This is a genomic window from Streptomyces sp. NPDC097619, from assembly GCF_040302735.1.
Taxonomy (GTDB): Bacteria; Actinomycetota; Actinomycetes; order Streptomycetales; family Streptomycetaceae; genus Streptomyces.
Map to the genome: position 1 here is coordinate 45,686 of NZ_JBEOSD010000009.1, position 22,666 is coordinate 68,351.

Below are 22,666 nucleotides of genomic sequence, written 5' to 3' on the forward strand. Positions count from 1 at the left end.
TTGCGTCGGCTACAACGCGGGAGGCCCGGGGAAGATTCCCGGGCGGTCCGTCCCCGAGGGGAGGGGACCGGGCGGGGTCACCGTCCGCGGCCCGCGCGCTCACCGGCCCGTCGATATTGACATGCCCGTTCCCCGGACGTCACACCCTTTTCCCGCCGGACCACTCGGGGTGACCGGGCATGGCCGGGGTCTTCGCCCCGTACAGCCACTCCTTGAAGAAGCCGGTCAGATCCTGGCCGGAGACCTCGGAGGCCAGCCGGACGAAGTCGGCGGTGCCCGCGGTGCCGTCCTTGTGGGTGGCCACCCACTCGCGTTCCAGACGCTCGAAGGCGGAGGTGCCGATCCGCTGCCGGAGGGCGTACAGGACCAGGGCGGAGCCGTCGTAGACCACGGGGCGGAACAGGCCGATCTTCTGGCCGGGCGGGGCGGGCTTGGGGGCGGCGGGGGGTCCGCCGGCGGCCCGCCACTGGTCGGAGCGCTGGTACGCCTCGCGCATGCGGCGCTCCAGCGCGTACTTCCCGAGCCCGTCGGCGTACAGGGCCTCGTACCAGGTGGCGTGGCCCTCGTTGAGCCACAGGTCGGACCAGGTGCGGGGGGTGACGCTGTCCCCGAACCACTGGTGGGCCAGCTCGTGGACCATCACGGACTCCACGTACCAGGCGGGGTAGCCGGGGTCGGTGAAGAGGACGCTCTCGAAGAGGGAGAGGGTCTGGGTCTCCAGCTCGAAGCCGGTGCGGGCGCGGGCGATCAGCACCCCGTAGTTCTCGAAGGGGTAGCGGCCGAGGCGCTTCTCCAGCCAGGCCACCTGGCCGGGGGTCTTGGCGAGCCAGGGCTCGAAGCGTTCGGCGTCCGCGGTGGGGACCACGTCGCGGATGGGCAGCCCGCCGGGGCCGGTGCGGTGCACGACGGTGGACTTGCCGATGGAGACCTGCGCCAGCTCCGTGGCCATGGGGTGCAGGGTGCGGTAGGTCCAGGTGGTGGGGGCGCCGGGGGCCGTCCGGACCCTGCTCTCGGGGATGCCGTTGGCCACGGCGGTCAGCCCCGGCGGGGTGGTGATCCGCAGGGTGAAGAGGGCCTTGTCCGCCGGGTGGTCGTTGCAGGGGAAGACCCGGTGGGCGGCGTCGGCCTGGTTGGCCATGGCGAGGCCGTCGTCGGTGGGGACCCAGCCGCCGTCGCCGGCGCCCCGGGGGTCGCTGGTGTGCCGGATGGTGATCTTGATGGTGGAGCCCTGGTGCACGGGCTCGCGCGGGGTGAGGACCAGGTCCTCGGAGACCGTCCCGAACTCGGCCGCGGCCCCGTTGACCTGCGCGGAGGACACCTTGCCGTGGGTGAAGTCGAGGTTGACGCGGTCCAGGTCCGCCAGGGCCCGGGCCTTGATCACGGTGACCGCGTCCAGGGGCCGGTCATTGGCCCGGTAGGTGAAGGAGAGGTCGTAGGAGAGGACGTCGTACCCCGGGTTGCCGAGCTCGGGGAAGAGCGGGTCCCCGATCCCGAGGGCCTTCGGCGGCGGCAGCACGGCGGCGACCAGGGTCAGGGAGGCCGCCGTGAGCAGTGCGGCGCGCAGGCGGGAGGTGAGCTGCATGCACCACGGCTACCAGCGCCCGCGGTCCCCGGGCGGGCGACGCGCGCCGGCCCCACCCGAACGGGGAGACGGCGCCGCGCGGGCGGGCCGCGCGGGCGGGCCGCTCAGACCCGGCTGACGTCGTACACGCCCGGGACCTCCCGCATGGCCCGCATCAGGGCGGCCAGTCCGGCGGAGTCGGGGAGCTGGACGGTGTAGGTGTGCCGGACCCGCTGTTCGGTGGGGGGCTCGACGGTGGCGGAGATGATGGAGGCGCCCTCGCGGGACATCGCCTCGGTGAGATCGGCCAGCAGGTGCGGGCGGCCGAACGATTCGGCGATCAGGGTCACCATGCAGTCGGCGGTGTCGCGCCAGTGCACGGCCACGGGCGTGCGCCCCAGGGAGCGCATCCGCTCGGCGGCGGGACATCGGGTGCGGTGCACCGTCACGGCACCGCCCCGGACCACGAAGGCCGCCACCTTGTCGGGCGGTACGGGGGTGCAGCAGCCGGCGAGGCGCACCGGGGCTCCGGGGAGCTCGGCCACGGCGTTCCCGCCGCCGCTGCGCATGGAGGTGTTCGGCAGCGGGGGCCGGGGGGCGGGCTCGGGCAGGTGGGCGTCGGGGTGGTTGCGCAGCCAGCCGCTGATGGCGATGCGGGCGGCGGGGGTGCGGGCGTGGTCCAGCCAGCCGGGGGCGGGCCCGGAACCGGTGTCCTGGGCGAGCAGCGGCTGCACGGTGTCGCCGTCGGACAGCCGGGTGCCGAGGGCTGCGATGCGGCCGTTGACGCGGGCGCCGACACAGCGATGGGCGTCCTCGCCGTGCGCGGCGTAGGCGGCGTCCACGCAGCTGGCCCCGGCGGGCAGGCTGATGGTGGCGGGGCCCTCCCCCCCGGCGAGGAAGACGGTGATCTCCCGGTCCTGGGCGAGTTCGGCGCGCAGGGAGGTCCAGAAGGTGTCGGGGTCGGGGGTGGCCTGCTGCCAGTCGAGCAGTCGGGAGAGCCAGCCGGGCCGCGTCGGGTCGGCCCGCTCGCCGCCGGGGGTCGGGCCGGTGTCGGCGGGGGCGCGACCCGCGGCCTCCGTCACGTAGGGGTTGCCGAGGGCGACGACCCCGGCCTCGGCGACGCGGTGCATGCGGTGGGTGCGGATGAGGACCTCGGCGACCGCCCCGTCGGGGGTGGCGACGGCGGTGTGCAGCGACTGGTAGAGGTTGAACTTGGGGGCGGCGATGAAGTCCTTGAACTCCGAGATCACCGGGGTGAAGCAGGTGTGCAGTTCACCGAGGACCCCGTAGCAGTCGGCGTCCTCGGCCACCAGGACGAGCAGCCGCCCGAAGTCGGTGCCGCGCAGTTCCCCGCGTTTGCGGGAGACCCGGTGCACGGAGACGAAGTGGCGGGGCCGGACCTGGACGCGGGCGGGGATCCCGGATTCGCGGAGCACGGCCCGCACGCTGTCGGCGATGGCGGGCAGCGGGTCCCGCTCCCCGGCGTGGGAGGCGATCAGGGCGCGGGTGGACTCGTACTCGGTGGGGTGCAGGATGGCGAAGACGAGGTCTTCGAGTTCGGTCTTGAGGGCCTGGACGCCGAGGCGTTCGGCGAGGGGGATCAGGACGTCCCGGGTGACCTTGGCGATCCTGGCCTGTTTCTCGGGGCGCATCACGCCGAGGGTGCGCATGTTGTGGAGCCGGTCGGCGAGTTTGATGGACATGACGCGGACGTCGTTGCCGGTGGCGACGAGCATCTTGCGGAAGGTCTCGGGCTCGGCGGCTGCCCCGTAGTCCACCTTCTCCAGTTTGGTGACGCCGTCGACGATGAAGCCCACTTCGGTGCCGAACTCGGCGCGCACCTGATCGAGGGTCACCTCGGTGTCCTCGACGGTGTCGTGGAGCAGGGAGGCCGTCAGGGTGGTCGTCTCCGCGCCGAGTTCGGCGAGGATGAGGGTGACGGCCAAGGGGTGCGTGATGTACGGTTCGCCGCTCTTGCGCATCTGGCCGCGGTGGGAGGTCTCCGCGAGGAGGTACGCGCGCCGCAGTACGGAGAGGTCGGCGTCGGGATGGTGGGCCCGGTGCGCTTCGGCCACGTGGCCGATGGCGTCGGGCAACCGGTCGCGGGCGGTGGTGCCCGCCATGGCGGCGCGGCCGAGCCGGCGCAGATCGAGCCGGGTGCGGCCCCGTCTGCGCAGGACGGGGCCGGTCAGACGGAGCTCGGGGCCCGTTTCGGGGTTCGTGGCCTCTGCACTCATGGGCACCTCCGGCGGCGTGGACCGGCGGGGGTGGGCATGGGGTGAGCCCTCAGGGCCGGTGTCTGATGTTACCGACCCCACCACGTGGCGCAGTCCGCCTCTCGCTCAGCGTGAAACGGATCACCCATTCGAGGGAAGCTTCAGGCGAAAGCCGTTTCGGTCAGCCACGTGGGGTCGATCTCGCCTTCGGCCACGATGACGGCGGGGCCGGTCATCTCCACGGAGCCGTCGGGGTGTTCGGTGATGACGAGGGTGCCGCCGAGCACGTCCACGGTGTAGGTGACGGGGGCTCCGGTGACGGCGGGGTCGAGGCCGTCGCGGCGGGCGGTGGCCACCGCCACGGCGCAGGCGCCGGTGCCGCAGGAGCGGGTCTCGCCGGAGCCGCGTTCGTGGACGCGCATGGCCACGTGGCGGGTGCCGCGGTCGGCGACGAACTCGACGTTGACCCCGGTGGGGTAGGCCGCGGCGGGGCTGAACGGCGGGGCCTCGTGCAGGGTCCCGGCCTCGGCGAGGTCGGCGACGAAGGCCACGGCGTGCGGGTTGCCCATGTTCACGTTGCGGGCGGGCCAGGTGCGCTCGCCGACGGAGACGGTGACCTCCCCCTCGGGCAGCAGGGCGCGGCCCATGCCGACGGTGACGTCGCCGGTCTTGTCGAGGTGGGCGCGCTTGACGCCGCCGCGGGTGGCGATCGCGAGGTCCCCGGGCTCGACGAGGCCGGCGTGGTGGAGATAGCGGGCGAAGACGCGGACGCCGTTGCCGCACATCTCGGCGACGGTGCCGTCGCTGTTGCGGTAGTCCATGAACCACTCGGCCTCGTCCGCCATGGCGCGGGCCTCGGGGTGGGCCGCGGAGCGGACCACGTGCAGCACGCCGTCGGCGCCGATGCCGGCCCGCCGGTCGCACAGCCGGGCGACGGCGGCCGGGGGCAGGTCCACGGCGTTGTCCGGGTCGGGGATGATCACGAAGTCGTTCTCGGTGCCGTGACCCTTGAGGAAGCTGAGGCGGTTCGTCGTCACCCCGCCATCGTACGGTGCGGGAGCGGCACGCCCCTGGTGGGGCCGGGTGTGGGGCTCCGGCCGGTCAGCGCAGCCGGGCCACGCGGAGCACGGCGAGGGCCACGGCGGCGAGGGCGACCACGGCGTACAGGGCGGCGATCCGCCAGTCGGGGCGCTCGCCGGAGCCGCGGGCGGGCAGTCCGGGCCAGCTGTAGCCCACCCGGCGGGCGGCCATCATGCCCCAGCCGCCGGCGCAGCAGCTGATGAGCAGGCCGAGCATGGCGACCACGGCGCCGCCGTCCCCGAACTCGAAGGCGAGGGGGAAGGCGAACATGAGGGACCCGGCGGCGGCGAGCATCACGATGGGGGCGAGCTGCCAGATGCGGAGCCGGCGCTGAGGCCGGAGCTCCACCTCGACCTCGGGGACGGGCTCCTCGGTCTCGGGGCCGTCCGGGGTCAACCGGTCCGGTTCCGCGGGAAGTCCCAGCACGACGGGGACCACGGGCTCGGCGGCGGACCGGACGGGGTCCCGTCCGGTGTCCTCCCGCCCGGTGTCCCGAGGGCCGGCCTCCATCGCCACGTGCCCTCCCCACTAGGACGTCGTTCGCGTGCGCGCTGCCGGTGTCACACCGGCCGGAGTTTGATGATGGCACGGCGGCCGGCCCGCCGATGGCCTCCTGAGCGTCCCGATGCCATCACGTGATCAGGCTGTAACCGCTCGTTCGACCAACGACTGCGCGAGTCCGGGGAGTTCCCCCCGGTCGGCGACGGCTCCGCTGAGCCAGTGGACGCGCGGGTCGCGGCGGAACCAGGAGTCCTGCCGGCGGGCGAAGCGCTTGGTGGCGCGGACCGTTTCGGCGCGGGCCTCGTCCTCGGTGCACGCTCCGGCGAGGGCGGCGAGCACCTGTTGGTAGCCGAGGGCGCGGGAGGCGGTGACGCCCTCGCGGAGCCCGGCGGCCTCCAGGGCCCGGACCTCCTCGACGAGCCCGTCCTCCCACATCCGGTCCACCCGGCGGGCGATGCGCTCGTCGAGTTCGGGGCGGGCCACGTCCACGCCGATCTGCACGCAGTCGTAGACGGAGTCGGGGCCGGGCAGGTTGGCGGTGAAGGGGCGGCCGGTGATCTCGATGACCTCCAGGGCGCGCACGATGCGGCGGCCGTTGCTGGGGAGGATGGCCCGGCCGGCGGCGGGGTCGGCGGCGGCGAGGCGGGCGTGCAGGGCGCCGGGGCCGCGCAGGGTCAGTTCCTCCTCCAGCCGGGCCCGGATCTCGGGGTCGGTGCCGGGGAACTCCAGGGCGTCGACGGCACCGCGCACGTACAGTCCGGAGCCGCCGACGAGGACGGGGGTGCGGCCCGCGGCGAGCAGCCGGTCGATCTCGGCACGGGCCAGGCGCTGGTATTCGGCGACGCTGGCGGTCTCGGTGACCTCCCAGACGTCCAGGAGGTGGTGCGGGACCCCGCCGCGCTCCTCCGGCGTCAGTTTCGCGGTGCCGATGTCCATCCCGCGGTAGAGCTGCATGGAGTCGGCGTTGACGACCTCGCCGTCGAAATACCGGGCGAGGGCGACGCCCAGATCGGACTTTCCGGCCGCAGTGGGACCGACGACGGCGATGACCCGCGGGGCGGGGGCTGCACTTCTCACCGCACCAGTCTCGCAAACCCGGCGGGTCCTCCCCGAACGGGCGACGTGACGCCCCTCGGGCGGGGTCGTTGCCCTGGCGGGGTGCCGCCGGGGGCCCTTCGGTGGATCCGTCCCGGGCCACGCGGAACTCCACCCGCACGCGTAACGTTAGGGGAGTACAGACATGGGCGTATTTTCACGGTTTCGCCGCAAGGCCAAGGATGCGGTGGAGGCAGTGGCCGAGGAGGCCCCGCGGGTCCCCGCTCCGGTGACGGAGCCGGAGGCCGCCGGGGAGGCCGGGGTCACGACGGTGGCGGGCGGGGCGGCGGAGGGTGTGGAGATCCCGAAGCAGCAGTCCGCCGAGCCGGCCCCCAGCGGGACCGGAGAGGGCGCCCGTACGTAGGTACGAGCCAGGAGAAGGTGACCCATGGGCCTGCTGGACAATCTCAAGGCCAAGCTCGCGCCGGCCAAGGACAAGGCCGTCGAACTCGCGCAGCAGCACGAGGGGAAGATCGGCGAGGGTCTCGACAAGGTCGCGAAGACCGTGGACTCGAAGACCAAGGGCAAGTACAGCGGCCAGATCTCCTCGGGTGCGGACAAGGCCAAGGACGCCCTGGGCAAGATCGCTCACAAGGACGGCGGCGAGGGCCCGGCGGGCCCCGCGGGCACGACCGGCCCCGCCGGTCCGACCGGTCCGACCGGTCCCGCCGCTTCCTGACCCGGTCCTGACCGGCCCCGCGGGGTGCGGTGACGGTGTGGTGGTGCCCGGAGGGGCGCGGAGCACGCTCCGCGCCCCTCCGGCGCGTCCGGACCCGGTGCGCCCGGGTTCCGGCCCGTGTTCAGGACCAGGCGGCGGTGAAGTAGCCGACCCCGTAGGGGGCGTCCTCGTAGAGCAGCCGGCCCGCCAGCCCCGCGCCCTCGGCGGCGCCGGCGAGGAACTGCCAGGGGGCCCGGCCCGCGGCCTGGAGCTCCCGGGCCAGGGCCGGGTCGAGGGCAGCCAAGGCGGCCGTGTCGGCGGCGCCCAGCGCGCGGGCGGCGGCCGCGTCGAAGCCGGCGGCGCGTTCGTCGAGGTAGCCGGGGGCCTTCAGGGTGCGGCAGGCGCTGCCGTCGCCCATCACGAGCATCGCGACCCGTTCGGCGGTCTCCGCCAGCGTCCGGCCGCCGGCGAGGCAGCTCTCGGGGTCGCGGTCGGCTCCGACGGCCAGTGCGGTCACGGGGGACGCGGCCCAGTCGGTGCGCTCCAGCAGCCAGGCGGCCACGGCCAGCGAGGCGGGGAGGGGGGACTCCGGGTCGGCGGGGGCGACGCCCGCGACCGCGGGGTCGCCGGCGCGGCCGAGCCGGACCTCGGTGGCCACCCCGAAGCCGTGGAAGGAGCCGCGGCTGCCCTGCGGGTACGGGCCCTCCTCGGCGGCACCGGCGGCGGGGCCCACGACCACGAGGAGGTCGGGGCGGGAGGCGGCGAGCACGGCCAGGGCGTCGGTGCAGGCGGTGCGCGCGTCGGCGAGTTCCCCGGCGGCCCCGGCCGCGACCTCGGGCACGAGCAGCGGCGGGCAGGGGCATACGGCGGCGGCTACGAGCATGATCGCAGCCTATCCCCGGAGCGCACCGGACCGGGGACGGGGCGGTGACGGGACGGGCACGGCCGCCGGCGGCGACGGGCGTGCCCCGACCGGCCGGGGTCGCCCCCGGCCGGTCACGGGACTCAGCGGGCCGAGCAGCCGCCCGTGGCGACGGGCAGCGGCGCGGGCACGCCGATGCCGGGCAGACCGAGCAGGACCCCGGAGGGCTGCGCGGGGGCGGCGTTGCGCTTCTCCCAGGCGTCGCCGGCGCGGGTCCGGCGGACCTCGGTGGTCGGGCCCTCGGCGAGCAGGTGGTGCGGGGCCGCGTAGGTGATCTCCACGGTGACCACGTCGCCGGGTCGGACCTCGACCTCGGGCTTGGTGAAGTGCACGAGGCGATTGTCGGGGGCGCGGCCGGAGAGGCGGGCGGTGGCACCGTCCTTGCGGCCCTCGCCCTCGGCGACCATGACCTCCAGGGTCCGGCCGACCTGCTTCTTGTTCTCCTCCCAGGAGATCTCCTCCTGGAGCGCGACCAGGCGCATGTACCGCTCCTGGACCACTTCCTTGGGGATCTGCCCGTCCATGTCGGCGGCGGGGGTGCCGGGCCGCTTGGAGTACTGGAAGGTGAAGGCGTTGGCGAAGCGGGCCTCGCGGACCGTGTGCATGGTCTGCTCGAAGTCCTCCTCGGTCTCGCCGGGGAAGCCCACGATGATGTCGGTGGAGATGGCGGCGTGCGGGATCGCGGCACGGACCTTCTCGATGATCCCGAGGAACCGCTCCTGCCGGTAGGACCGGCGCATGGCCCGCAGGACGGCGTCGGAGCCGGACTGGAGCGGCATGTGCAGCTGCGGCATGACGTTCGGGGTCTCGGCCATCGCGGCGATGACGTCGTCGGTGAAGTCACGGGGGTGCGGGGAGGTGAAGCGGACCCGCTCCAGCCCCTCGATGGCGCCGCAGGCGCGCAGCAGCTTGGAGAAGGCCTCGCGGTCGCCCAGGTCGGAACCGTAGGCGTTGACGTTCTGGCCGAGCAGGGTGATCTCGGAGACGCCCTCGGCGACCAGGGCCTCGATCTCGGCGAGGATGTCGCCGGGCCGGCGGTCCTCCTCCTTGCCTCGGAGGGCGGGCACGATGCAGAAGGTGCAGGTGTTGTTGCAGCCGACCGAGATCGACACCCAGGCGGCGTACGCGGACTCGCGGCGGGTCGGCAGCGTGGACGGGAACGCCTCCAGCGATTCGGCGATCTCGACCTGCGCCTCCTCCTGCACGCGGGCCCGCTCCAGCAGCACGGGGAGCTTGCCGATGTTGTGCGTGCCGAAGACGACGTCCACCCAGGGGGCGCGGGAGACGATGGTCTCGCGGTCCTTCTGGGCCAGGCAGCCGCCGACGGCGATCTGCATGCCGGGGCGCTTGGTCTTCATCGGTGCGAGGCGGCCGAGGTTGCCGTAGAGCTTGTTGTCGGCGTTCTCCCGCACCGCGCAGGTGTTGAAGACGACGACGTCGGCGTCGCCCTCGGCGGTGCCCTCGGGCGCGCGGACGTAGCCGGCGTCCTCCAGGAGGCCGGAGAGCCGCTCGGAGTCGTGCACATTCATCTGACACCCGTAGGTGCGCACCTCGTACGTCTTCACCTGTCCAGGGTAAAGGGGGCGCGCGGCGGCTCGTGCCGCCCGTGGCGCCCCGGGGCCGGGCCACCGGGTGTGACCTGCACCGGCGCCCCTGGCCGGGACGGGGGGCGAGCCGGCAGGATCGCGGACATGTCCCGCGCCACCGCCCTTTTCCGGACGGGCCGGCGCCGCCTGATCGCGGCGCTGGCCGGTCTCTGCGTGCTCGGGCTGCTGTGGTGGGCACTGCCGCTGGGCTCCACGGAGCCCGCCGGGCGGGTCACGTTCAGCACGGGCGTGCGCACCGGGGTCTACCAGCGGTACGGCGAGCTGTTGCGGGAGGCGCTGGCCCGGGACCTGCCGGAGTTGGACGTCACCCTGAAGGCCAGCGAGGGCTCGCAGCAGAACCTCTCGCGGGTGGCGAAGGGCGAGGCGGACTTCACCCTCGCGACGGCCGACGCGGTCTCGAAGTACCGGCAGGACGGCCTGCCCGAGGCGGACCGGCTGCGCGGCATCGCCCGGCTGTACGACGACTACGTGCAGCTGGTGGTGCCGGACCGGTCGCGCCTGGAGTCCACGAAGGACCTCAAGGGCATGCGGGTGGCGATCGGGCAGCCCGGTTCGGGGGTGCGCCTGATCGCGGAGCGGCTGCTGATCGCGGCCCGGCTGGACCCGGCCACCGACATCGTTCCGGTGTCCATCGGCATCGACCGGATGCCCGCGGAACTGGAGGCGGGCCGGATCGACGCGTTCTTCTGGTCCGGCGGCCTGCCCACGAGCGCGGTGCGCTCGCTGTCCGAGCGCATGGACATCCGGCTGCTGCCGCTCGGCGACATCATCCCGGAGCTCCAGCGGAGCGGGACCCCGGCCCGGTACTACCGGGCGGCGGTGATGCCGGTGGAGACGTATCCGCGGGCCCGCAATGGTCTTCCGGTGGCCACGCTCGCCGTACCGAACCTGCTCGTCACCACGGACCGGACCGAGCCCGGCCTGACCGAGGCCCTGACCCGGACCGTGATCGGCAACCGGGACCGGATCGGGCACGAGGTGCACGCGGCGCAGCTGGTGGACCTGCGGACGGCGATCTACACGGACCCGCTGGAACTCCACGAGGGCGCGGCCCGCTACTACCGCTCGGCCAAGCCCTGACCCGCGGGGCCCGGCCGTGGTAGGGCCCGCGCGGCGATCGGGCGCGTCGGTGGATCGGGGCCGGATCGGCATCGCGGCCGACCCCGTCGCGGGTCGGGGGCCGGACCCCCGGGCTCAGGCGGTCGGTTCCAGGAGGTGGGTGGTGGCGGCGGCCGCCCCGATGAGCCCCGCGGCGGAGCCGAGAGCGGCCGGCACCACGCGCACGTCCCGCGCGAACGAGAGCACGGCGTAGCGGGCCAGGTGCTCGCGGACGGGCCCGAAGAGGACCTCTCCCGCCGCGGCCACCCCGCCCCCGATGACGGCGATGTCGACCTCGACCAGCGTGGCGGTGCCCGCGATCGCCGCGGCCAGCGCGCGGCCCGCCCGGTCGAAGGCCGCCAGGGCGACGGGGTCCCCGGCGCGGGCGGCCTCGGCCACCCCGGCGGCGGTGGGGTCGGGGCCGGTCCAGCCCTGGTCCCGGGCCCAGCGGGCGATGGCGGTGCCGGAGGCGAGGGATTCCACGCAGCCGTGGCCGCCGCAGGCGCAGGGGTCCCCGTCGTAGGCCACCGAGATGTGTCCGATGTGACCGGCGTTGCCGGTGGGGCCCGTGTGGAGCCGGTCGTTCAGGATGAGGCCGCCGCCGACCCCGGTGGAGACGACCATGCACAGGGCGTCGGAATGGCCGCGGGCGGCGCCCAGCCAGTGCTCGGCGGCGGCGACGGCCACCCCGTCTCCCGCGAGGACGGCCGGCACGGGGGCGCCGTGGCCGGCCAGCAGTTCGCGGGTGCGGTCCAGGACGGGGAAGTCGCGCCACGCGGTGATGTTGACGGGGCTGACGGTGCCGCGTGCGGTGTCCACCGGGCCCGCGCTGCCGATGCCGCAGGCGCGGACCCGCTCCCACAGCGGGTCGGCGGCGAGGTCGGCGACGACCTCGGCCACCGCGGCCATGACCGTCTCGGCGTCGGCGCCCGCCGGGGTGGGGCGGCGGGTGGCCGCCGTCATCGTCCCGTCGGGCCGCACCAGCGCACCGGCGATCTTCGTACCGCCGATGTCCACGGCCGCGGTGACCTCCGTGGGGCCGGCGGCCGTACGGGGCACGGGAACGGGTACGGGGGTGGCGCGCGTGGTCACGGGGCTCTCCTGACGGGACGGTCGTGGTTCAGTATGCGCGCCGTCCCGGTCAGGGCCGGCGGTCGCCCCGGGCCCCGGAGGTCCCCGGGCACGAGCGCGGGACGGCCACGGTGACCCGCAGTCCGTGCGGCGGGTTCGCCTCGTAGCGGATGGAGCCGCCGCTCTTGGCGAGCAGGGCCCGGGAGATGGACAGGCCCAGCCCGGAGCCCTTGACGTTCTGGTGGCGCCCGCTGCGCCAGAACCGGTCCCCGACCCGTTCCAGTTCCTCCGCGGTCAGTCCGGGCCCGCGGTCGGCGACCACCACGGCGGCGGTGTCCCCCGCGCGCTCGGCGGTGACGGTGACCTCCTCGCCGGCGGGGGTGAACTTGAGCGCGTTGTCGATGATCGCGTCGAGGGCGCTCGACAGGGCGATGGGGTCGGCCCAGCCGGTCACCGGGGACGGCTCCGCCGCGGTCAGTCGGACCCCCTTCTCCTCGGCGAAGGGGCGCCAGGCCGCGGCCCGCTCCTCGGCCAGCGCCCCGATGTCCACGAGGGAGCTCTCCGGGGAGGCGTGCTCGGCCAGGGCCAGGTTGAGGAGGTCGTCGAGGACTTGGGCCAGACGCTTGCCCTCGGTCCGCACCGAGGCGATCTCCTCGTTCCCCTCGGGCAGCTCCAGGGCCAGCAGCTCGATCCGCAGCAGCAGCGCGGCGAGCGGATTGCGCAGCTGGTGCGAGGCGTCCGCGACGAAGGCCCGCTGCTGCTCCAGGGAGTCCTCGACGTGGTCGGCCATCTCGTTGAAGGACAGGGCCAGCCGCTGGAGCTCCGGGGGGCCGCCCGAGGCCGCCACCCGGGAGTTGAACTGGCCGGTGGCGATGTCGTGGGTGGCCGCGTCGAGGATCCGGACGGGCCGGAGCACCCAGCTGGTGAGGCGGAGCGCCGCGCCGAAGGCGACGAGCATGGCCGCGGCGAGCCCGGCCGCGATCAGGAGCCAGCCGTTGAGGATGCGGGAGCGCAGCTGACCGGTGGGCGAGTCGGTGACGACCACCGCGACCACGTCCCCGTCGAGGACGACCGGGGAGGCCACGACCAGCCGCCCGTGCTGCTGCCAGGGCCAGACCTGGGGCGGGTCGTGGCTGCGTCGGCCGGCGAGGGCCTCCCGGAAGGCGTTCCGGCCCTGCCCGCCCTCGGGCAGGGCCCACCAGCCGGGGGCCCGTGCCATGGCGTCGTCGTTGCGGTTGAAGACCCCGGCGCGGATCCCGTACAGCTCCTGGTAGCGGGCCAGTTCGAACTGGAGGGTGGCACGGCGCTCGTCGGCGCCCTCGGCGTGGCTGGCGGCGGAGTCGGTGACGAACTGGGCGAGGGCGGCGAACCGGGCGGTGTCGTCGATCCGGTCCACGACCACCCGCTGCTGTTCGGCGGCGGCGAGGCTCAACCCCAGGGGGAAGCCGAGCGCGAGCAGCACACCGGCCATGAGGACGACGAGGAGCGGGAGGAGCCGGGTGCGCACGGTCGGTTGCCGTCAGGCGGCCGGGGCCACGAGCCGGTAGCCGACCCCGCGGACGGTCTCGATCAGGGCGGGCATCCGCAGCTTGGAGCGGAGCGAGGCCACGTGCACCTCCAGGGTGCGCCCGGTCCCCTCCCAGCTGGTGCGCCAGACCTCGCTGATGATCTGCTCGCGGCGGAAGACCACCCCGGGCCGCTGCGCGAGCAGCGCCAGCAGGTCGAACTCCTTGCGGGTGAGGGCCACGTCGGTGCCGTCCACGGTGACCCGGCGGGTGGCCAGCTCCACGGCCACGGGGCCGAGCAGGACGGTGCCGCCGCCGGTCGGGGCGGGTTCCTCGCCGGTGGTGGTGCGCCGGCTGACGGCGTGGATCCGGGCCAGCAGCTCACCGGTGTCGTACGGCTTGACCACGTAGTCGTCGGCGCCCATGTTGAGGCCGTGGATGCGGGAGCGGACGTCCCCGCGGGCGGTCACCATGATCACGGGCGTGGAGGTCCGCTTGCGGATCTTCCCGCAGACCTCGTACCCGTCCTGGTCGGGCAGACCCAGGTCGAGCAGCACCACGCCGAAGGGCGGGGCGTCCGCGGGGAGCAGGGCCTGCAGGGCCTCCTCGCCGCTGCGGGCGTGCACGACCTGGAAGCCGTGCCGGGCCAGGATCGCGGACAGGGCCGCGGCCACGTGGTCGTCGTCCTCGACCAGGAGCAGTCTCACGGGGTCCCCCTCTCCGGTGCCCTCGCGTGGTCCGCGGGCATCTGTCGCTGTCGTGTGCGGGCCGCACGCGTGGTCACGCCCCGTACGGGCCGGGGCCGGGCGGCGGTCCCGGAGCGGGTCGGTCGTCCGGCGGTGCGCGGGGCCCCTCCCCCGATGGTCCGCCGGGGGCGCCGTGATGGCCACCATGCATCCACGCGGATGGATCGCCCCACGTCAAGGGGGTTCCGTCGTGGCGCGCCATCCGTTATGGACCCGGTACGCACCCGTGTGCGGGGTTCACGTACCGTACCCGGCCGAAGCCGTATCGTTATCCTCAATTCTCGCTCAGATGTGATGACGCTGCGCTCAGGCTCTCACTACTGTCCTCCCAACCGAGGTGGACGGAGCTAGAGGCCGATGAGCGGAGTATCAGTGGACAAGGGCACGAAGGGCGCGGCGGAATCCGCGGACCCCCTGGTCGTACTGAGCGACGTCAACAAGCATTTCGGCGCGCTGCACGTGCTCCAGGACATCAACCTGAGCATCGGCCGCGGCGAGGTCGTGGTGGTGATCGGTCCGTCCGGATCGGGCAAGTCGACGCTGTGCCGGACGATCAACCGGCTGGAGACCATCGACTCCGGCAGCATCACCATCGACGGCGAGGAGCTGCCGTCCGAGGGACGGGCCCTGGCCCGGCTGCGCGCCGACGTGGGCATGGTGTTCCAGTCGTTCAACCTGTTCGCGCACAAGACGGTCCTGGAGAACGTCACCCTGGCGCAGCAGAAGGTGCGCAAGACCGGGTCGGCCGAGGCCGTCGAGAAGGCCAAGGCCCTGCTGGACCGGGTCGGCGTGGGCAGCCAGGCCGACAAGTACCCGGCGCAGCTGTCCGGTGGGCAGCAGCAGCGCGTGGCGATCGCCCGCGCCCTGGCCATGGACCCGAAGGTGATGCTCTTCGACGAGCCGACCTCGGCCCTGGACCCGGAGATGATCAACGAGGTGCTGGAGGTCATGCAGCAGCTCGCCCGGGAGGGGATGACCATGGTCGTCGTCACCCACGAGATGGGCTTCGCCCGGTCGGCGGCCAACCGCGTGGTCTTCATGGCGGACGGCAAGATCGTCGAAGAGGCGGCGCCGGAGCAGTTCTTCAGCAACCCGCGCAGCGACCGTGCCAAGGACTTCCTGTCGAAGATCCTGCATCACTGACCCTCCCGCCTGGTAGTGATCCGGGCGGCAGCAGCACTCCAACAACGTCTCATCCGAGGGAAGTTCTCATGAAGGTTTCCAAGGCCGGCTCCGCGCTCGCCATCGCCGCCGCGCTGGCGCTGACCGCGACCGCCTGTGGCGGCGGCAGCGACAAGGGCGGCTCCGGCGACACCGTCGTCGTGGGCATCAAGTTCGACCAGCCGGGCCTCGGCCTGAAGACGCCGGACGGCAAGTTCACCGGTTTCGACGTGGACGTGGCCAACTACGTGGCCAAGGAGCTCGGCTACAAGAAGGTCGAGTTCAAGCAGGCCGTCTCCGCCGAGCGCGAGAACCTGATCAAGAACGGTGACGTCAAGTTCGTCGTCGCGAGCTACTCGATCAACGACAAGCGCAAGGCCGTCGTCGACTTCGCGGGCCCGTACTTCCTGACCCACCAGGACCTCCTGGTGCGCGCGGACGACAACTCGATCACCAAGGCCGAGGACCTGAACTCCAAGAAGCTCTGCTCGGTGGCGGGCTCCACCTCCGCGCAGAACGTCAAGGAGAAGCTGGCCCCCAAGGCCGACCTGCTGGAGCAGGGCGGCTACTCCGAGTGCCTGACCAGCCTGGAGAACAAGTCGGTGGACGCGCTCACCACCGACGCCTCGATCCTCGCCGGTTACGCCGCTCAGCCGGCCAACCAGGGCAAGTTCAAGCTCGCGGGCCTGTCCCTGAGCGACGAGAACTACGGCATCGGTCTGAAGAAGGGCGACAAGGACCTCCAGACCAAGATCAACGCCGCGCTCAAGAAGATGGTCTCCAGCGGCGAGTGGGAGAAGGCCGTGAAGGCCAACTTCGGCCCGGCCAACTACAAGAACGAGCCGGCCCCGCAGATCACCGAGGGCAGCTGACCGTAGCGGTGCGGCGCGCCGCCGGCCTGCCGGCGGCGGCGCGCCCCGTCGCCCTCCTGGGGAGAGCGCAGGGCAAACGTGTTCGACTTTCTTGACAATCCGCAGTACGACGTCATCGGCGCCTTCTGGGTGACGGTGCAGCTCACCGTCTACTCGGCCATCGGCTCGCTGATCTGGGGGACGATCCTCGCCGGAATGCGGGTCAGCCCCGTCCCGCTGATGCGGTCCTTCGGCACCGCCTACGTGAACGTGGTCCGCAACACCCCGCTGACGCTGGTGATCATCGCCTGCTCGCTGGGACTCGGCCAGACGCTGGGCTTCGACATGGGCGGCAACGACTTCGAGACGATCGGCTTCCGGCTGGCCGTCCTCGGCTTCGTCGCGTACACGGGCACCTTCGTCTGCGAGGCGCTGCGCTCGGGCATCAACACCGTCCCGCAGGGCCAGGCCGAGGCCGCCCGCGCCCTGGGGCTCGGCTTCACGCAGGTCCTCACCCTCATCGTGCTGCCGCAGGCCTTCCGCACCGTGGTCGCGCCGCTGGCGAACGTCCTGATCGCACTCACCAAGAACACCACGGTGGCGGCGGCGATCGGCGTGGCCGAGGCGGCGCTGCTGATGAAGGAAATGATCGAGAACGAGGCCGACTCGCTCTTCGCGGTCTTCGCGGTCTTCGCCTTCGGGTTCATCGTTCTCACCCTCCCCACCGGCCTGATCCTCGGCTGGGTGGCCAAGCGAGTGGCGGTGAAGCGATGAGCTCCGTGCTGTACGACACCCCCGGGCCCAAGGCCCGGCGGCGGAACGCCCTGTACACGGTCGTCTTCGCCCTCGTCTCGGTGGCGGTCCTGTGGTGGGTGCTCTCCGTCATGGGCGACAAGGGTCAGCTCGAAGCGGCGAAGTGGAAGCCGTTCGTCGCCGACTCCCAGGTCTGGACGACGTACCTGCTGCCCGGCCTCGGCGAGACGCTGAAGGCAGCCGCCCTGGCCATCGTGATCGCCCTTCCGGTGGGCGCGCTGCTCGGCATCGGGCGCCTCTCGGAGCACGCCTGGGTGCGGATCCCGGCCGGCGCGGTGGTGGAGTTCTTCCGGGCCATCCCGGTCCTGATGCTCATGATCTTCGGTAGCGCGCTGTACGTGCAGTTCACCGACGTCAGCTCGGACGTCCGGCCGCTGTACGCCGTGGTCACCGGTCTGGTGCTGTACAACGCCTCGGTGATCGCGGAGATCCTCCGGGCGGGCATCGAGTCCCTGCCGCGCGGGCAGACCGACGCCGCCAAGGCGGTCGGCATGCGCAAGAGCCAGGTCATGCAGTACGTGCTGCTGCCGCAGGCCGTCACCGCGATGCTGCCCGCCCTGGTCAGCCAGCTGGTGGTGATCCTCAAGGACACCGCGCTCGGCGGCGCCGTCCTCGGCATCGCCGACCTGATGGCCACCTACCGGACGATCCCCGCGAACTACGGCTCCAACACGATCGCCACGCTGGTGGTCCTCGCGGTGATCTACATCCTGGTGAACTTCGTCCTGACGAGCTTCGCCTCCTGGCTGGAGCGCCGCCTGCGGTCCTCGAAGCGGACCTCCGACGCGGTGGTCCCGCCCGGCACGGTGGACGACATGGCGACGGGGCGCAATTCGGACGCCTCCTGACCGGTGGTCCGAACGGAGATCTGAACGGTCATCAGTATCCTGGAGTGACCCGTGTGGTGCGGCGGACCCGGTCCGCCGCACCACCTTCCGTTTCCGGGACTCCCCGGTGAGCGGCCGTCACTTGACGCACGCACGTGCAGTGGGTTGCATACGTTCTGTGATCAATTATCCGACCGCCGGAGTCCCCGCATGGATCCGGTGATCGTCGTCGGCGCGGGCCCGGTCGGGCTCGCCCTCTCCCTTGCCCTCGCGGGACAGGGAGTCTCCTGCGTCCTCCTCGACGAGGGCCCCGGCAAGGACGAGCCCCGCCCCGCGCGGACCGTGGTGCTGCCCCCCGACACCGCCGCCATGGTCCGGCGGCTGGGCTGCGCCACCCTCCCCGACGAGGGGGCCCGCTGGTCCGGCTGGCACACCGCGCGCCGCCGCCAGGAACCGACCCGGACCGCCTTCGAGGACTCCGGAACCGCCCCCCTCCACCTCCCCCAGCACGCCCTGACCCGCGGGCTGCGGGCCGCGGCCGCCGCGCACCCGCTGGTGCGCCTGGTCACGGACTGCAAGCTGGACTCGCTGGAGCAGGACGCCCGCGGGGTCACCGCGCACACCCGCGGCTCCGAGACCACCTGGTGGCGCGGCAGCCACGTGGTCGGCTGCGACGGGGCCCGCTCCACCGTGCGCAAGCTCCTCGGCATCCGCTTCCCGGGCCGCACCGCCGTCGAGCGGTACGCCGTCGCCGCCCTGCGCACCGAACTCCCCTGGCCCAACGAGGGCATGCTGCACCGCATGCCGCCCGCCCTCGGCTCCGGCGCCCCCGACGAGGTCACCGCCCGCCCCCTGCCCGACGGGGTGTGGCGGCTGGACTGGCTGCTGCCGCCGCGCGGCGAGCTGGTCACCCCGGACCTGCTGATCGGATGGATCCGGGACACCCTGGGTGGCTGGTGCGAGGGGACCACTCCCCCGTACGAGCTGCTCGACACCGGCGTGCACACCGTGCACCACCGGCTCGCCCGACGCTGGCGGGTCGGCCGCGCCTTCCTCGCCGGGGACGCCGCCCACCTGCTGGGTGCCCTGGGCACCCAGGGCGTGGCCGAGGGCCTGCGGGACGCCGAGAACCTCGCCTGGAAGCTCGCCGCCACCTGGCACCACGACGCCTCCGAGACCCTGCTGGACAGCTATCAGGCCGAGCGCCGGACCGCCGTGGCGGCCCGGCTCCGCGCCGCCGACCAGGCCCTTCCGCTGCTCCGCGGCGGCGGACTGCGCACGTACCTGCCCGGGGCCGCCCGCAGCCAGGAGGCCCTGCTGACCGACGGCCACCTCGGGCGCGGCCGGCTGGGCTCCGCCCCCGGGTACGGCCGCTCCCCGCTGGCCCCCGCCCCCGCCGAGGGCGCCGCGGGCACCGCCACCGAGCCCGGGGACCAAGCCGCCGACGTCCTGGTCACCGCCCCCGACGGGGCCACCGTCCGACTCCGCGACCTGCTCGGCCGCGGCCGCCTGCTGGTGGTCCTGGTAGCCCCCGGCACCGGGGTCTGGGACCGCCGGCACTGGGCCAAGGCCGGTCTCATGCCCCGCCTCTCGGAAGCCGTGACGGCCCTGCCGGTCCGCGCCGAGCTGCTGGTGGCCGACGACTACCCGGGAGCGGTGGCCCACACCGTGCTCCTGGTGCGCCCGGACGGACACCTGGCCGCCGCCTTCACCGGAGTCAGGCCCGCCGAACTGCGCGCCGCCGCCGAGTCGGTGCTCGGGCGGGCCCCGGAGGAGGAGGGCCCCGCCGCGCCCGGTCCGCGCGGGGGCACCGACCACCAGGAAGCGGAAACAGCCGCTCCGGTGCCGGTGATTGTGCCGTCCACCACGCCGCGCACGTGATCGATTGACGCCCGTGGGCGTGCGTGGTGTACTCCGGAACATGACCGGCACCGACGTACGCCTCTGGCGGAGGGTCCACATGGACCTGCTCCGCTTCGCGGGCTGCGTGTGTCGACCGTCCTGCTGATTCGCCCCTTTCCCACGCGCCCCGCGCCGCCGCCCTCCGAGGCCCGGCCCGCGCGTCCTTCCGCGAACCTCCAGGACGGTCTCCCGTGTCTTCCCCTTCCACCACCGCGCCCGTCGCCGTACCCGCGCCCGCCGACGGCGGGGCCCCCGCGGCCGGTCCCTCCGCCGCCGAACTCCTCGACTTCGCCCTGCGCGCCGCCGCCGACCCGGAGCTGGTGGCCTCCCTGCCGCTGGACCCGGAGGGCCGCACCTGGGTCCGCCTGGAGGGGCCGCGGGGCAGCGAGGCGTGGCTCATCGGCTGGCCGCCGGGGACCGGCACCGGCTGGCACGACCACGCCGAATCGCGCGGGGCCTTCGTCACGGCCGGCGGGCGACTGACCGAGCACTCGCTGGCGGCCCGACTGCCCTCGGAGGGCTGGCGGAGCCTGGAGCTGGCGCCCGAGGTGGACCGCAGCCGCTCCCTCCCGGCCGGTACGGGCCGGGCCTTCCGCGAGTACCACGTGCACGAGGTCCTCAACGAGTCGACCGAGGAGCACGCGATCTCGGTGCACGCCTACTACCCGCCGCTGCCGCAGATCCGGCGCTACAGCCGCTCGGGGCGGGTCCTGCGCCTGGAGCAGGTCGAGCGTCCGGCGGACTGGCTGTGAGCGGCGCGGAGCCGGCGGTCCCGGCGGTCCCCGAGGGCATCGACGCGCTGCTGGAGCGGGTGCGGTCGGGGTACGAGCGGATCGGTGCGGCCGAGGCGTACGCGGCCTGGCAGGGCGGGGCCCTGCTGGTGGACACCCGCTACCAGGCCCTCCGGGAACGGGACGGGCTGATCCCCGGGGCCGTGGTCGTGGAACGCAACGAACTGGAGTGGCGCCTGGACCCGCAGGGCAGCCACCGACTGCCCGAGGCCACCGGCCACGACCTGACGATCGTGGTGCTCTGCAACGAGGGCTACGCCTCCAGCCTGGCCGTGGACTCCCTGCACCGGCTGGGGCTGCACCGGGCCACCGATCTGGTGGGCGGCTTCCAGGCGTGGAAGGCCGCCGGCCTTCCGGTCGTCCCCGCCTGACGCGGCCACGCGCCGAGGCGCGCCCCGACGACGGGCGCGCCTCAGAAGGACCCGTACCCGAGGTCCTCGGTGTCCTCGCCCTCTTCCTCCAGGGCCCGTCGGACCACCCGCAGGGCCATGCCCTCCGGATACCCCTTGCGGGCGAGCATCCCGGCCAGCCGCCGGATCCGCTTCTCGCGGTCCAGTCCGCGCGTGGCCCGCAGCTTGCGGTCGACGAGTTCCCGGGCGGTCTCCTCCTCCTGCTCGGAGTCCAGCCGCTCCATGGCGTCCTCGATGAGGGTGCTGTGCACCCCCTTGGTCCGTAGCTCCCGGGCCAGGGCCCGGCGGGCCAGCCCCCGGGAGTGGTGCCGGGACTCCACCCAGGCCCCGGCGAAGGCGGCGTCGTCGATGAGGCCCACCTCCTCGAAGCGGGAGAGGACCTCCTCCGCCACCTCCTCGGGGATGCCCCGCTTGTGCAGGGCGTCCGCGAGCTGGCGGCGGGTACGCGGGGTCCCGGTGAGCAGGCGCAGGCAGATCGCCCGCGCCTGCTCCTCGGGACTCTGCGGGGGCAGTTCCCGCTCGGCCCTCGACGAGCCGGTACCGCCCTGCTCCGCAGACACCACGGTCAGCTCTTGGCCGTGGCGGTCTTGGCCGTCTTCGCGGTCTTGGCGGCGGCCGGGGCGGGCACGGCCTTGGCGGCGTCCTCCCCGGTGACGGCGGCGGGCTCGGCCTCGGGCTCGGCCTCGGCGCCCTTGCGGACACCCACGCCCAGCTTGTCCTTGATCTTCTTCTCGATCTCGTCGGCGAGGTCGGGGTTGTCCTTGAGGAAGTTGCGGGCGTTCTCCTTGCCCTGGCCCAGCTGGTCGCCCTCGTACGTGTACCAGGCGCCGGCCTTGCGGACGAAGCCGTGCTCCACGCCCATGTCGATCAGACCGCCCTCGCGGCTGATGCCGTGGCCGTAGAGGATGTCGAACTCGGCCTGCTTGAACGGCGGGGCGACCTTGTTCTTGACGACCTTGCAGCGGGTGCGGTTGCCGACCGCCTCGGTGCCGTCCTTCAGGGTCTCGATGCGACGGATGTCGATGCGCACGGAGGCGTAGAACTTCAGCGCCCGACCACCGGTGGTGGTCTCGGGGGAGCCGAACATGACGCCGATCTTCTCGCGGAGCTGGTTGATGAAGATCGCGGTGGTCTTGGACTGGTTCAGGGCGCTGGTGATCTTCCGGAGGGCCTGGCTCATCAGGCGGGCCTGGAGACCCACGTGGGAGTCGCCCATCTCGCCCTCGATCTCGGCGCGGGGCACGAGGGCCGCGACGGAGTCGATGACGATGAGGTCGAGGGCGCCGGAGCGGACGAGCATGTCCACGATCTCCAGCGCCTGCTCGCCGGTGTCCGGCTGGGACAGGATCAGGTTGTCCGTGTCGACGCCGAGGGCCTTGGCGTACTCGGGGTCGAGGGCGTGCTCGGCGTCCACGAAGGCGACCGTGCCGCCCGCGCGCTGGGCGTTGGCCACCGCGTGCAGGGTCAGCGTGGTCTTGCCGGAGGACTCCGGGCCGTAGATCTCGACCACGCGACCGCGGGGCAGACCGCCCACGCCGAGGGCGACGTCCAGGGCGGTGGACCCGGTGGGGATGACCTCGATGGGGTCGTTCGGCCGGTCGCCCAGGCGCATCACGGCGCCCTTGCCGAATTGTCGTTCAATCTGTGCGAGCGCGGCGTCGAGCGCCTTCTCGCGGTCGGTGCCTGCCATGGGTTCCACCCGGGTTGCTTGAGTCGATCGCTTCACGTCAAAGACGCTAACGCCTGCCACTGACAATGCGCCTCCACGCCCGGTCCGGCTGTGGATAACTCCCCCATCTGAATAGATGTTCGATTTTCATGTCAAGCGCACCACGCCCACGCCGGGGGCGA

The 22,666-nt window shown here is 73.4% G+C and carries 22 protein-coding genes and 1 pseudogene; 11 read left to right on the forward strand and 12 right to left on the reverse strand.

Translation table 11 applies throughout. From position 1 onward, the window contains the following. Window positions 1-139 precede the first annotated feature (139 nt). The 5 genes from ABTZ17_RS04425 to miaA all read right to left on the reverse strand — a co-directional run bounded on the left by ABTZ17_RS04425 (window position 140) and on the right by miaA (window position 6,435). On the reverse strand, window positions 140-1,582 hold the full coding sequence (locus ABTZ17_RS04425) for a M1 family metallopeptidase (protein ID WP_352193979.1): 1,443 nt from the start codon (window positions 1,580-1,582) through the stop codon (window positions 140-142). A gap of 104 nt (window positions 1,583-1,686) precedes the next feature. Then, a complete protein-coding gene (locus ABTZ17_RS04430) occupies window positions 1,687-3,798 on the reverse strand; it encodes a RelA/SpoT family protein (protein WP_352193980.1) in 2,112 nt (703 codons plus the stop codon). Window positions 3,799-3,938: 140 nt separating this feature from the next. Next, a complete protein-coding gene (dapF, locus tag ABTZ17_RS04435; protein ID WP_352193981.1) occupies window positions 3,939-4,814 on the reverse strand; it encodes a diaminopimelate epimerase in 876 nt (291 codons plus the stop codon). A 64-nt stretch (window positions 4,815-4,878) separates the two neighbouring features. Then, the gene (locus ABTZ17_RS04440; RefSeq protein WP_352194018.1) at window positions 4,879-5,367 is read right to left on the reverse strand and encodes a hypothetical protein; all 489 of its coding nucleotides are present in this window, start codon (window positions 5,365-5,367) and stop codon (window positions 4,879-4,881) included. Window positions 5,368-5,496: 129 nt separating this feature from the next. Next, the gene (gene miaA, locus ABTZ17_RS04445) at window positions 5,497-6,435 is read right to left on the reverse strand and encodes a tRNA (adenosine(37)-N6)-dimethylallyltransferase MiaA (RefSeq protein WP_352193982.1); all 939 of its coding nucleotides are present in this window, start codon (window positions 6,433-6,435) and stop codon (window positions 5,497-5,499) included. Window positions 6,436-6,598: 163 nt separating this feature from the next. On the opposite strand from miaA, the gene ABTZ17_RS04450 reads away from it, so the two are divergent. Both ABTZ17_RS04450 and ABTZ17_RS04455 read left to right on the forward strand, forming a co-directional pair. Then, window positions 6,599-6,817 (forward strand): gliding motility protein, encoded by a 219-nt coding sequence (locus tag ABTZ17_RS04450; RefSeq protein ID WP_352193983.1) that lies wholly within the window; start codon window positions 6,599-6,601, stop codon window positions 6,815-6,817. Window positions 6,818-6,841: 24 nt separating this feature from the next. Then, the gene (locus ABTZ17_RS04455) at window positions 6,842-7,132 is read left to right on the forward strand and encodes an antitoxin (protein WP_352193984.1); all 291 of its coding nucleotides are present in this window, start codon (window positions 6,842-6,844) and stop codon (window positions 7,130-7,132) included. Window positions 7,133-7,253: 121 nt separating this feature from the next. Here the strand turns inward: ABTZ17_RS04455 and ABTZ17_RS04460 are convergent, their stop codons facing one another. Together ABTZ17_RS04460 and miaB are read right to left on the reverse strand one after the other, a co-directional pair. Next, the gene (locus tag ABTZ17_RS04460; protein ID WP_352193985.1) at window positions 7,254-7,994 is read right to left on the reverse strand and encodes a class III extradiol ring-cleavage dioxygenase family protein; all 741 of its coding nucleotides are present in this window, start codon (window positions 7,992-7,994) and stop codon (window positions 7,254-7,256) included. A 122-nt stretch (window positions 7,995-8,116) separates the two neighbouring features. Then, window positions 8,117-9,598, reverse strand: coding sequence for a tRNA (N6-isopentenyl adenosine(37)-C2)-methylthiotransferase MiaB (gene miaB, locus ABTZ17_RS04465; protein WP_352193986.1), 1,482 nt, complete (start codon window positions 9,596-9,598; stop codon window positions 8,117-8,119). A 126-nt stretch (window positions 9,599-9,724) separates the two neighbouring features. Here miaB and ABTZ17_RS04470 point away from each other — a divergent pair, with 126 nt between their 5' ends. Beyond that, window positions 9,725-10,720: a TAXI family TRAP transporter solute-binding subunit gene (locus tag ABTZ17_RS04470; RefSeq protein ID WP_352193987.1), complete on the forward strand. Its 996-nt coding sequence runs from the start codon at window positions 9,725-9,727 to the stop codon at window positions 10,718-10,720. Between the two features lie 114 nt (window positions 10,721-10,834). On the opposite strand, the gene ABTZ17_RS04475 is transcribed toward ABTZ17_RS04470, so the two are convergent. The 3 genes from ABTZ17_RS04475 to ABTZ17_RS04485 are packed head-to-tail and all read right to left on the reverse strand — an operon-like array spanning window position 10,835 to window position 14,021. Next, complete coding sequence (locus tag ABTZ17_RS04475; RefSeq protein WP_352193988.1) at window positions 10,835-11,830, reverse strand: ROK family protein; 996 nt, start codon at window positions 11,828-11,830, stop codon at window positions 10,835-10,837. Window positions 11,831-11,879: 49 nt separating this feature from the next. After that, complete coding sequence (locus tag ABTZ17_RS04480) at window positions 11,880-13,316, reverse strand: sensor histidine kinase (protein ID WP_352193989.1); 1,437 nt, start codon at window positions 13,314-13,316, stop codon at window positions 11,880-11,882. Between the two features lie 12 nt (window positions 13,317-13,328). Beyond that, entirely contained in the window at window positions 13,329-14,021 is a 693-nt protein-coding gene (locus ABTZ17_RS04485) for a response regulator transcription factor (protein ID WP_352193990.1), read from the reverse strand. Window positions 14,022-14,417: 396 nt separating this feature from the next. Between ABTZ17_RS04485 and ABTZ17_RS04490 the strand changes: the two genes are divergently transcribed. The 8 genes from ABTZ17_RS04490 (at window position 14,418) to ABTZ17_RS04525 (ending at window position 20,776) form a co-directional block, all read left to right on the forward strand. After that, window positions 14,418-15,203 (forward strand): amino acid ABC transporter ATP-binding protein, encoded by a 786-nt coding sequence (locus ABTZ17_RS04490; protein ID WP_352193991.1) that lies wholly within the window; start codon window positions 14,418-14,420, stop codon window positions 15,201-15,203. A 68-nt stretch (window positions 15,204-15,271) separates the two neighbouring features. Beyond that, window positions 15,272-16,093 carry a glutamate ABC transporter substrate-binding protein gene (locus tag ABTZ17_RS04495; protein ID WP_352193992.1) on the forward strand — a complete coding sequence of 274 codons (822 nt, stop codon included), beginning with the start codon at window positions 15,272-15,274 and terminating at the stop codon, window positions 16,091-16,093. A gap of 78 nt (window positions 16,094-16,171) precedes the next feature. Beyond that, a complete protein-coding gene (locus ABTZ17_RS04500; RefSeq protein WP_352193993.1) occupies window positions 16,172-16,846 on the forward strand; it encodes an amino acid ABC transporter permease in 675 nt (224 codons plus the stop codon). Further along, window positions 16,843-17,733, forward strand: a complete 891-nt coding sequence (locus ABTZ17_RS04505) for an amino acid ABC transporter permease (RefSeq protein WP_352193994.1) — start codon at window positions 16,843-16,845, stop codon at window positions 17,731-17,733. The genes ABTZ17_RS04500 and ABTZ17_RS04505 overlap by 4 nt, the downstream gene beginning before the upstream one ends. A 189-nt stretch (window positions 17,734-17,922) precedes the next feature. Continuing rightward, a complete protein-coding gene (locus tag ABTZ17_RS04510) occupies window positions 17,923-19,593 on the forward strand; it encodes an FAD-dependent monooxygenase (RefSeq protein ID WP_352193995.1) in 1,671 nt (556 codons plus the stop codon). A 40-nt stretch (window positions 19,594-19,633) separates the two neighbouring features. Continuing rightward, entirely contained in the window at window positions 19,634-19,720 is an 87-nt protein-coding gene (locus tag ABTZ17_RS04515) for a putative leader peptide (protein WP_352194019.1), read from the forward strand. An 85-nt stretch (window positions 19,721-19,805) separates the two neighbouring features. Further along, window positions 19,806-20,366 carry a cupin domain-containing protein gene (locus ABTZ17_RS04520; protein ID WP_352193996.1) on the forward strand — a complete coding sequence of 187 codons (561 nt, stop codon included), beginning with the start codon at window positions 19,806-19,808 and terminating at the stop codon, window positions 20,364-20,366. Beyond that, complete coding sequence (locus ABTZ17_RS04525; RefSeq protein ID WP_352193997.1) at window positions 20,363-20,776, forward strand: rhodanese-like domain-containing protein; 414 nt, start codon at window positions 20,363-20,365, stop codon at window positions 20,774-20,776. The genes ABTZ17_RS04520 and ABTZ17_RS04525 overlap by 4 nt, the downstream gene beginning before the upstream one ends. A gap of 41 nt (window positions 20,777-20,817) precedes the next feature. Here the strand turns inward: ABTZ17_RS04525 and recX are convergent. Further along, window positions 20,818-21,492 (reverse strand): annotated as a pseudogene (recX, locus tag ABTZ17_RS04530) (recombination regulator RecX); the annotation flags it as partial. Beyond that, complete coding sequence (recA, locus tag ABTZ17_RS04535) at window positions 21,381-22,505, reverse strand: recombinase RecA (protein WP_352193998.1); 1,125 nt, start codon at window positions 22,503-22,505, stop codon at window positions 21,381-21,383. The gene recA and the pseudogene recX, both read right to left, overlap by 112 nt. Window positions 22,506-22,666: the final 161 nt, after the last annotated feature.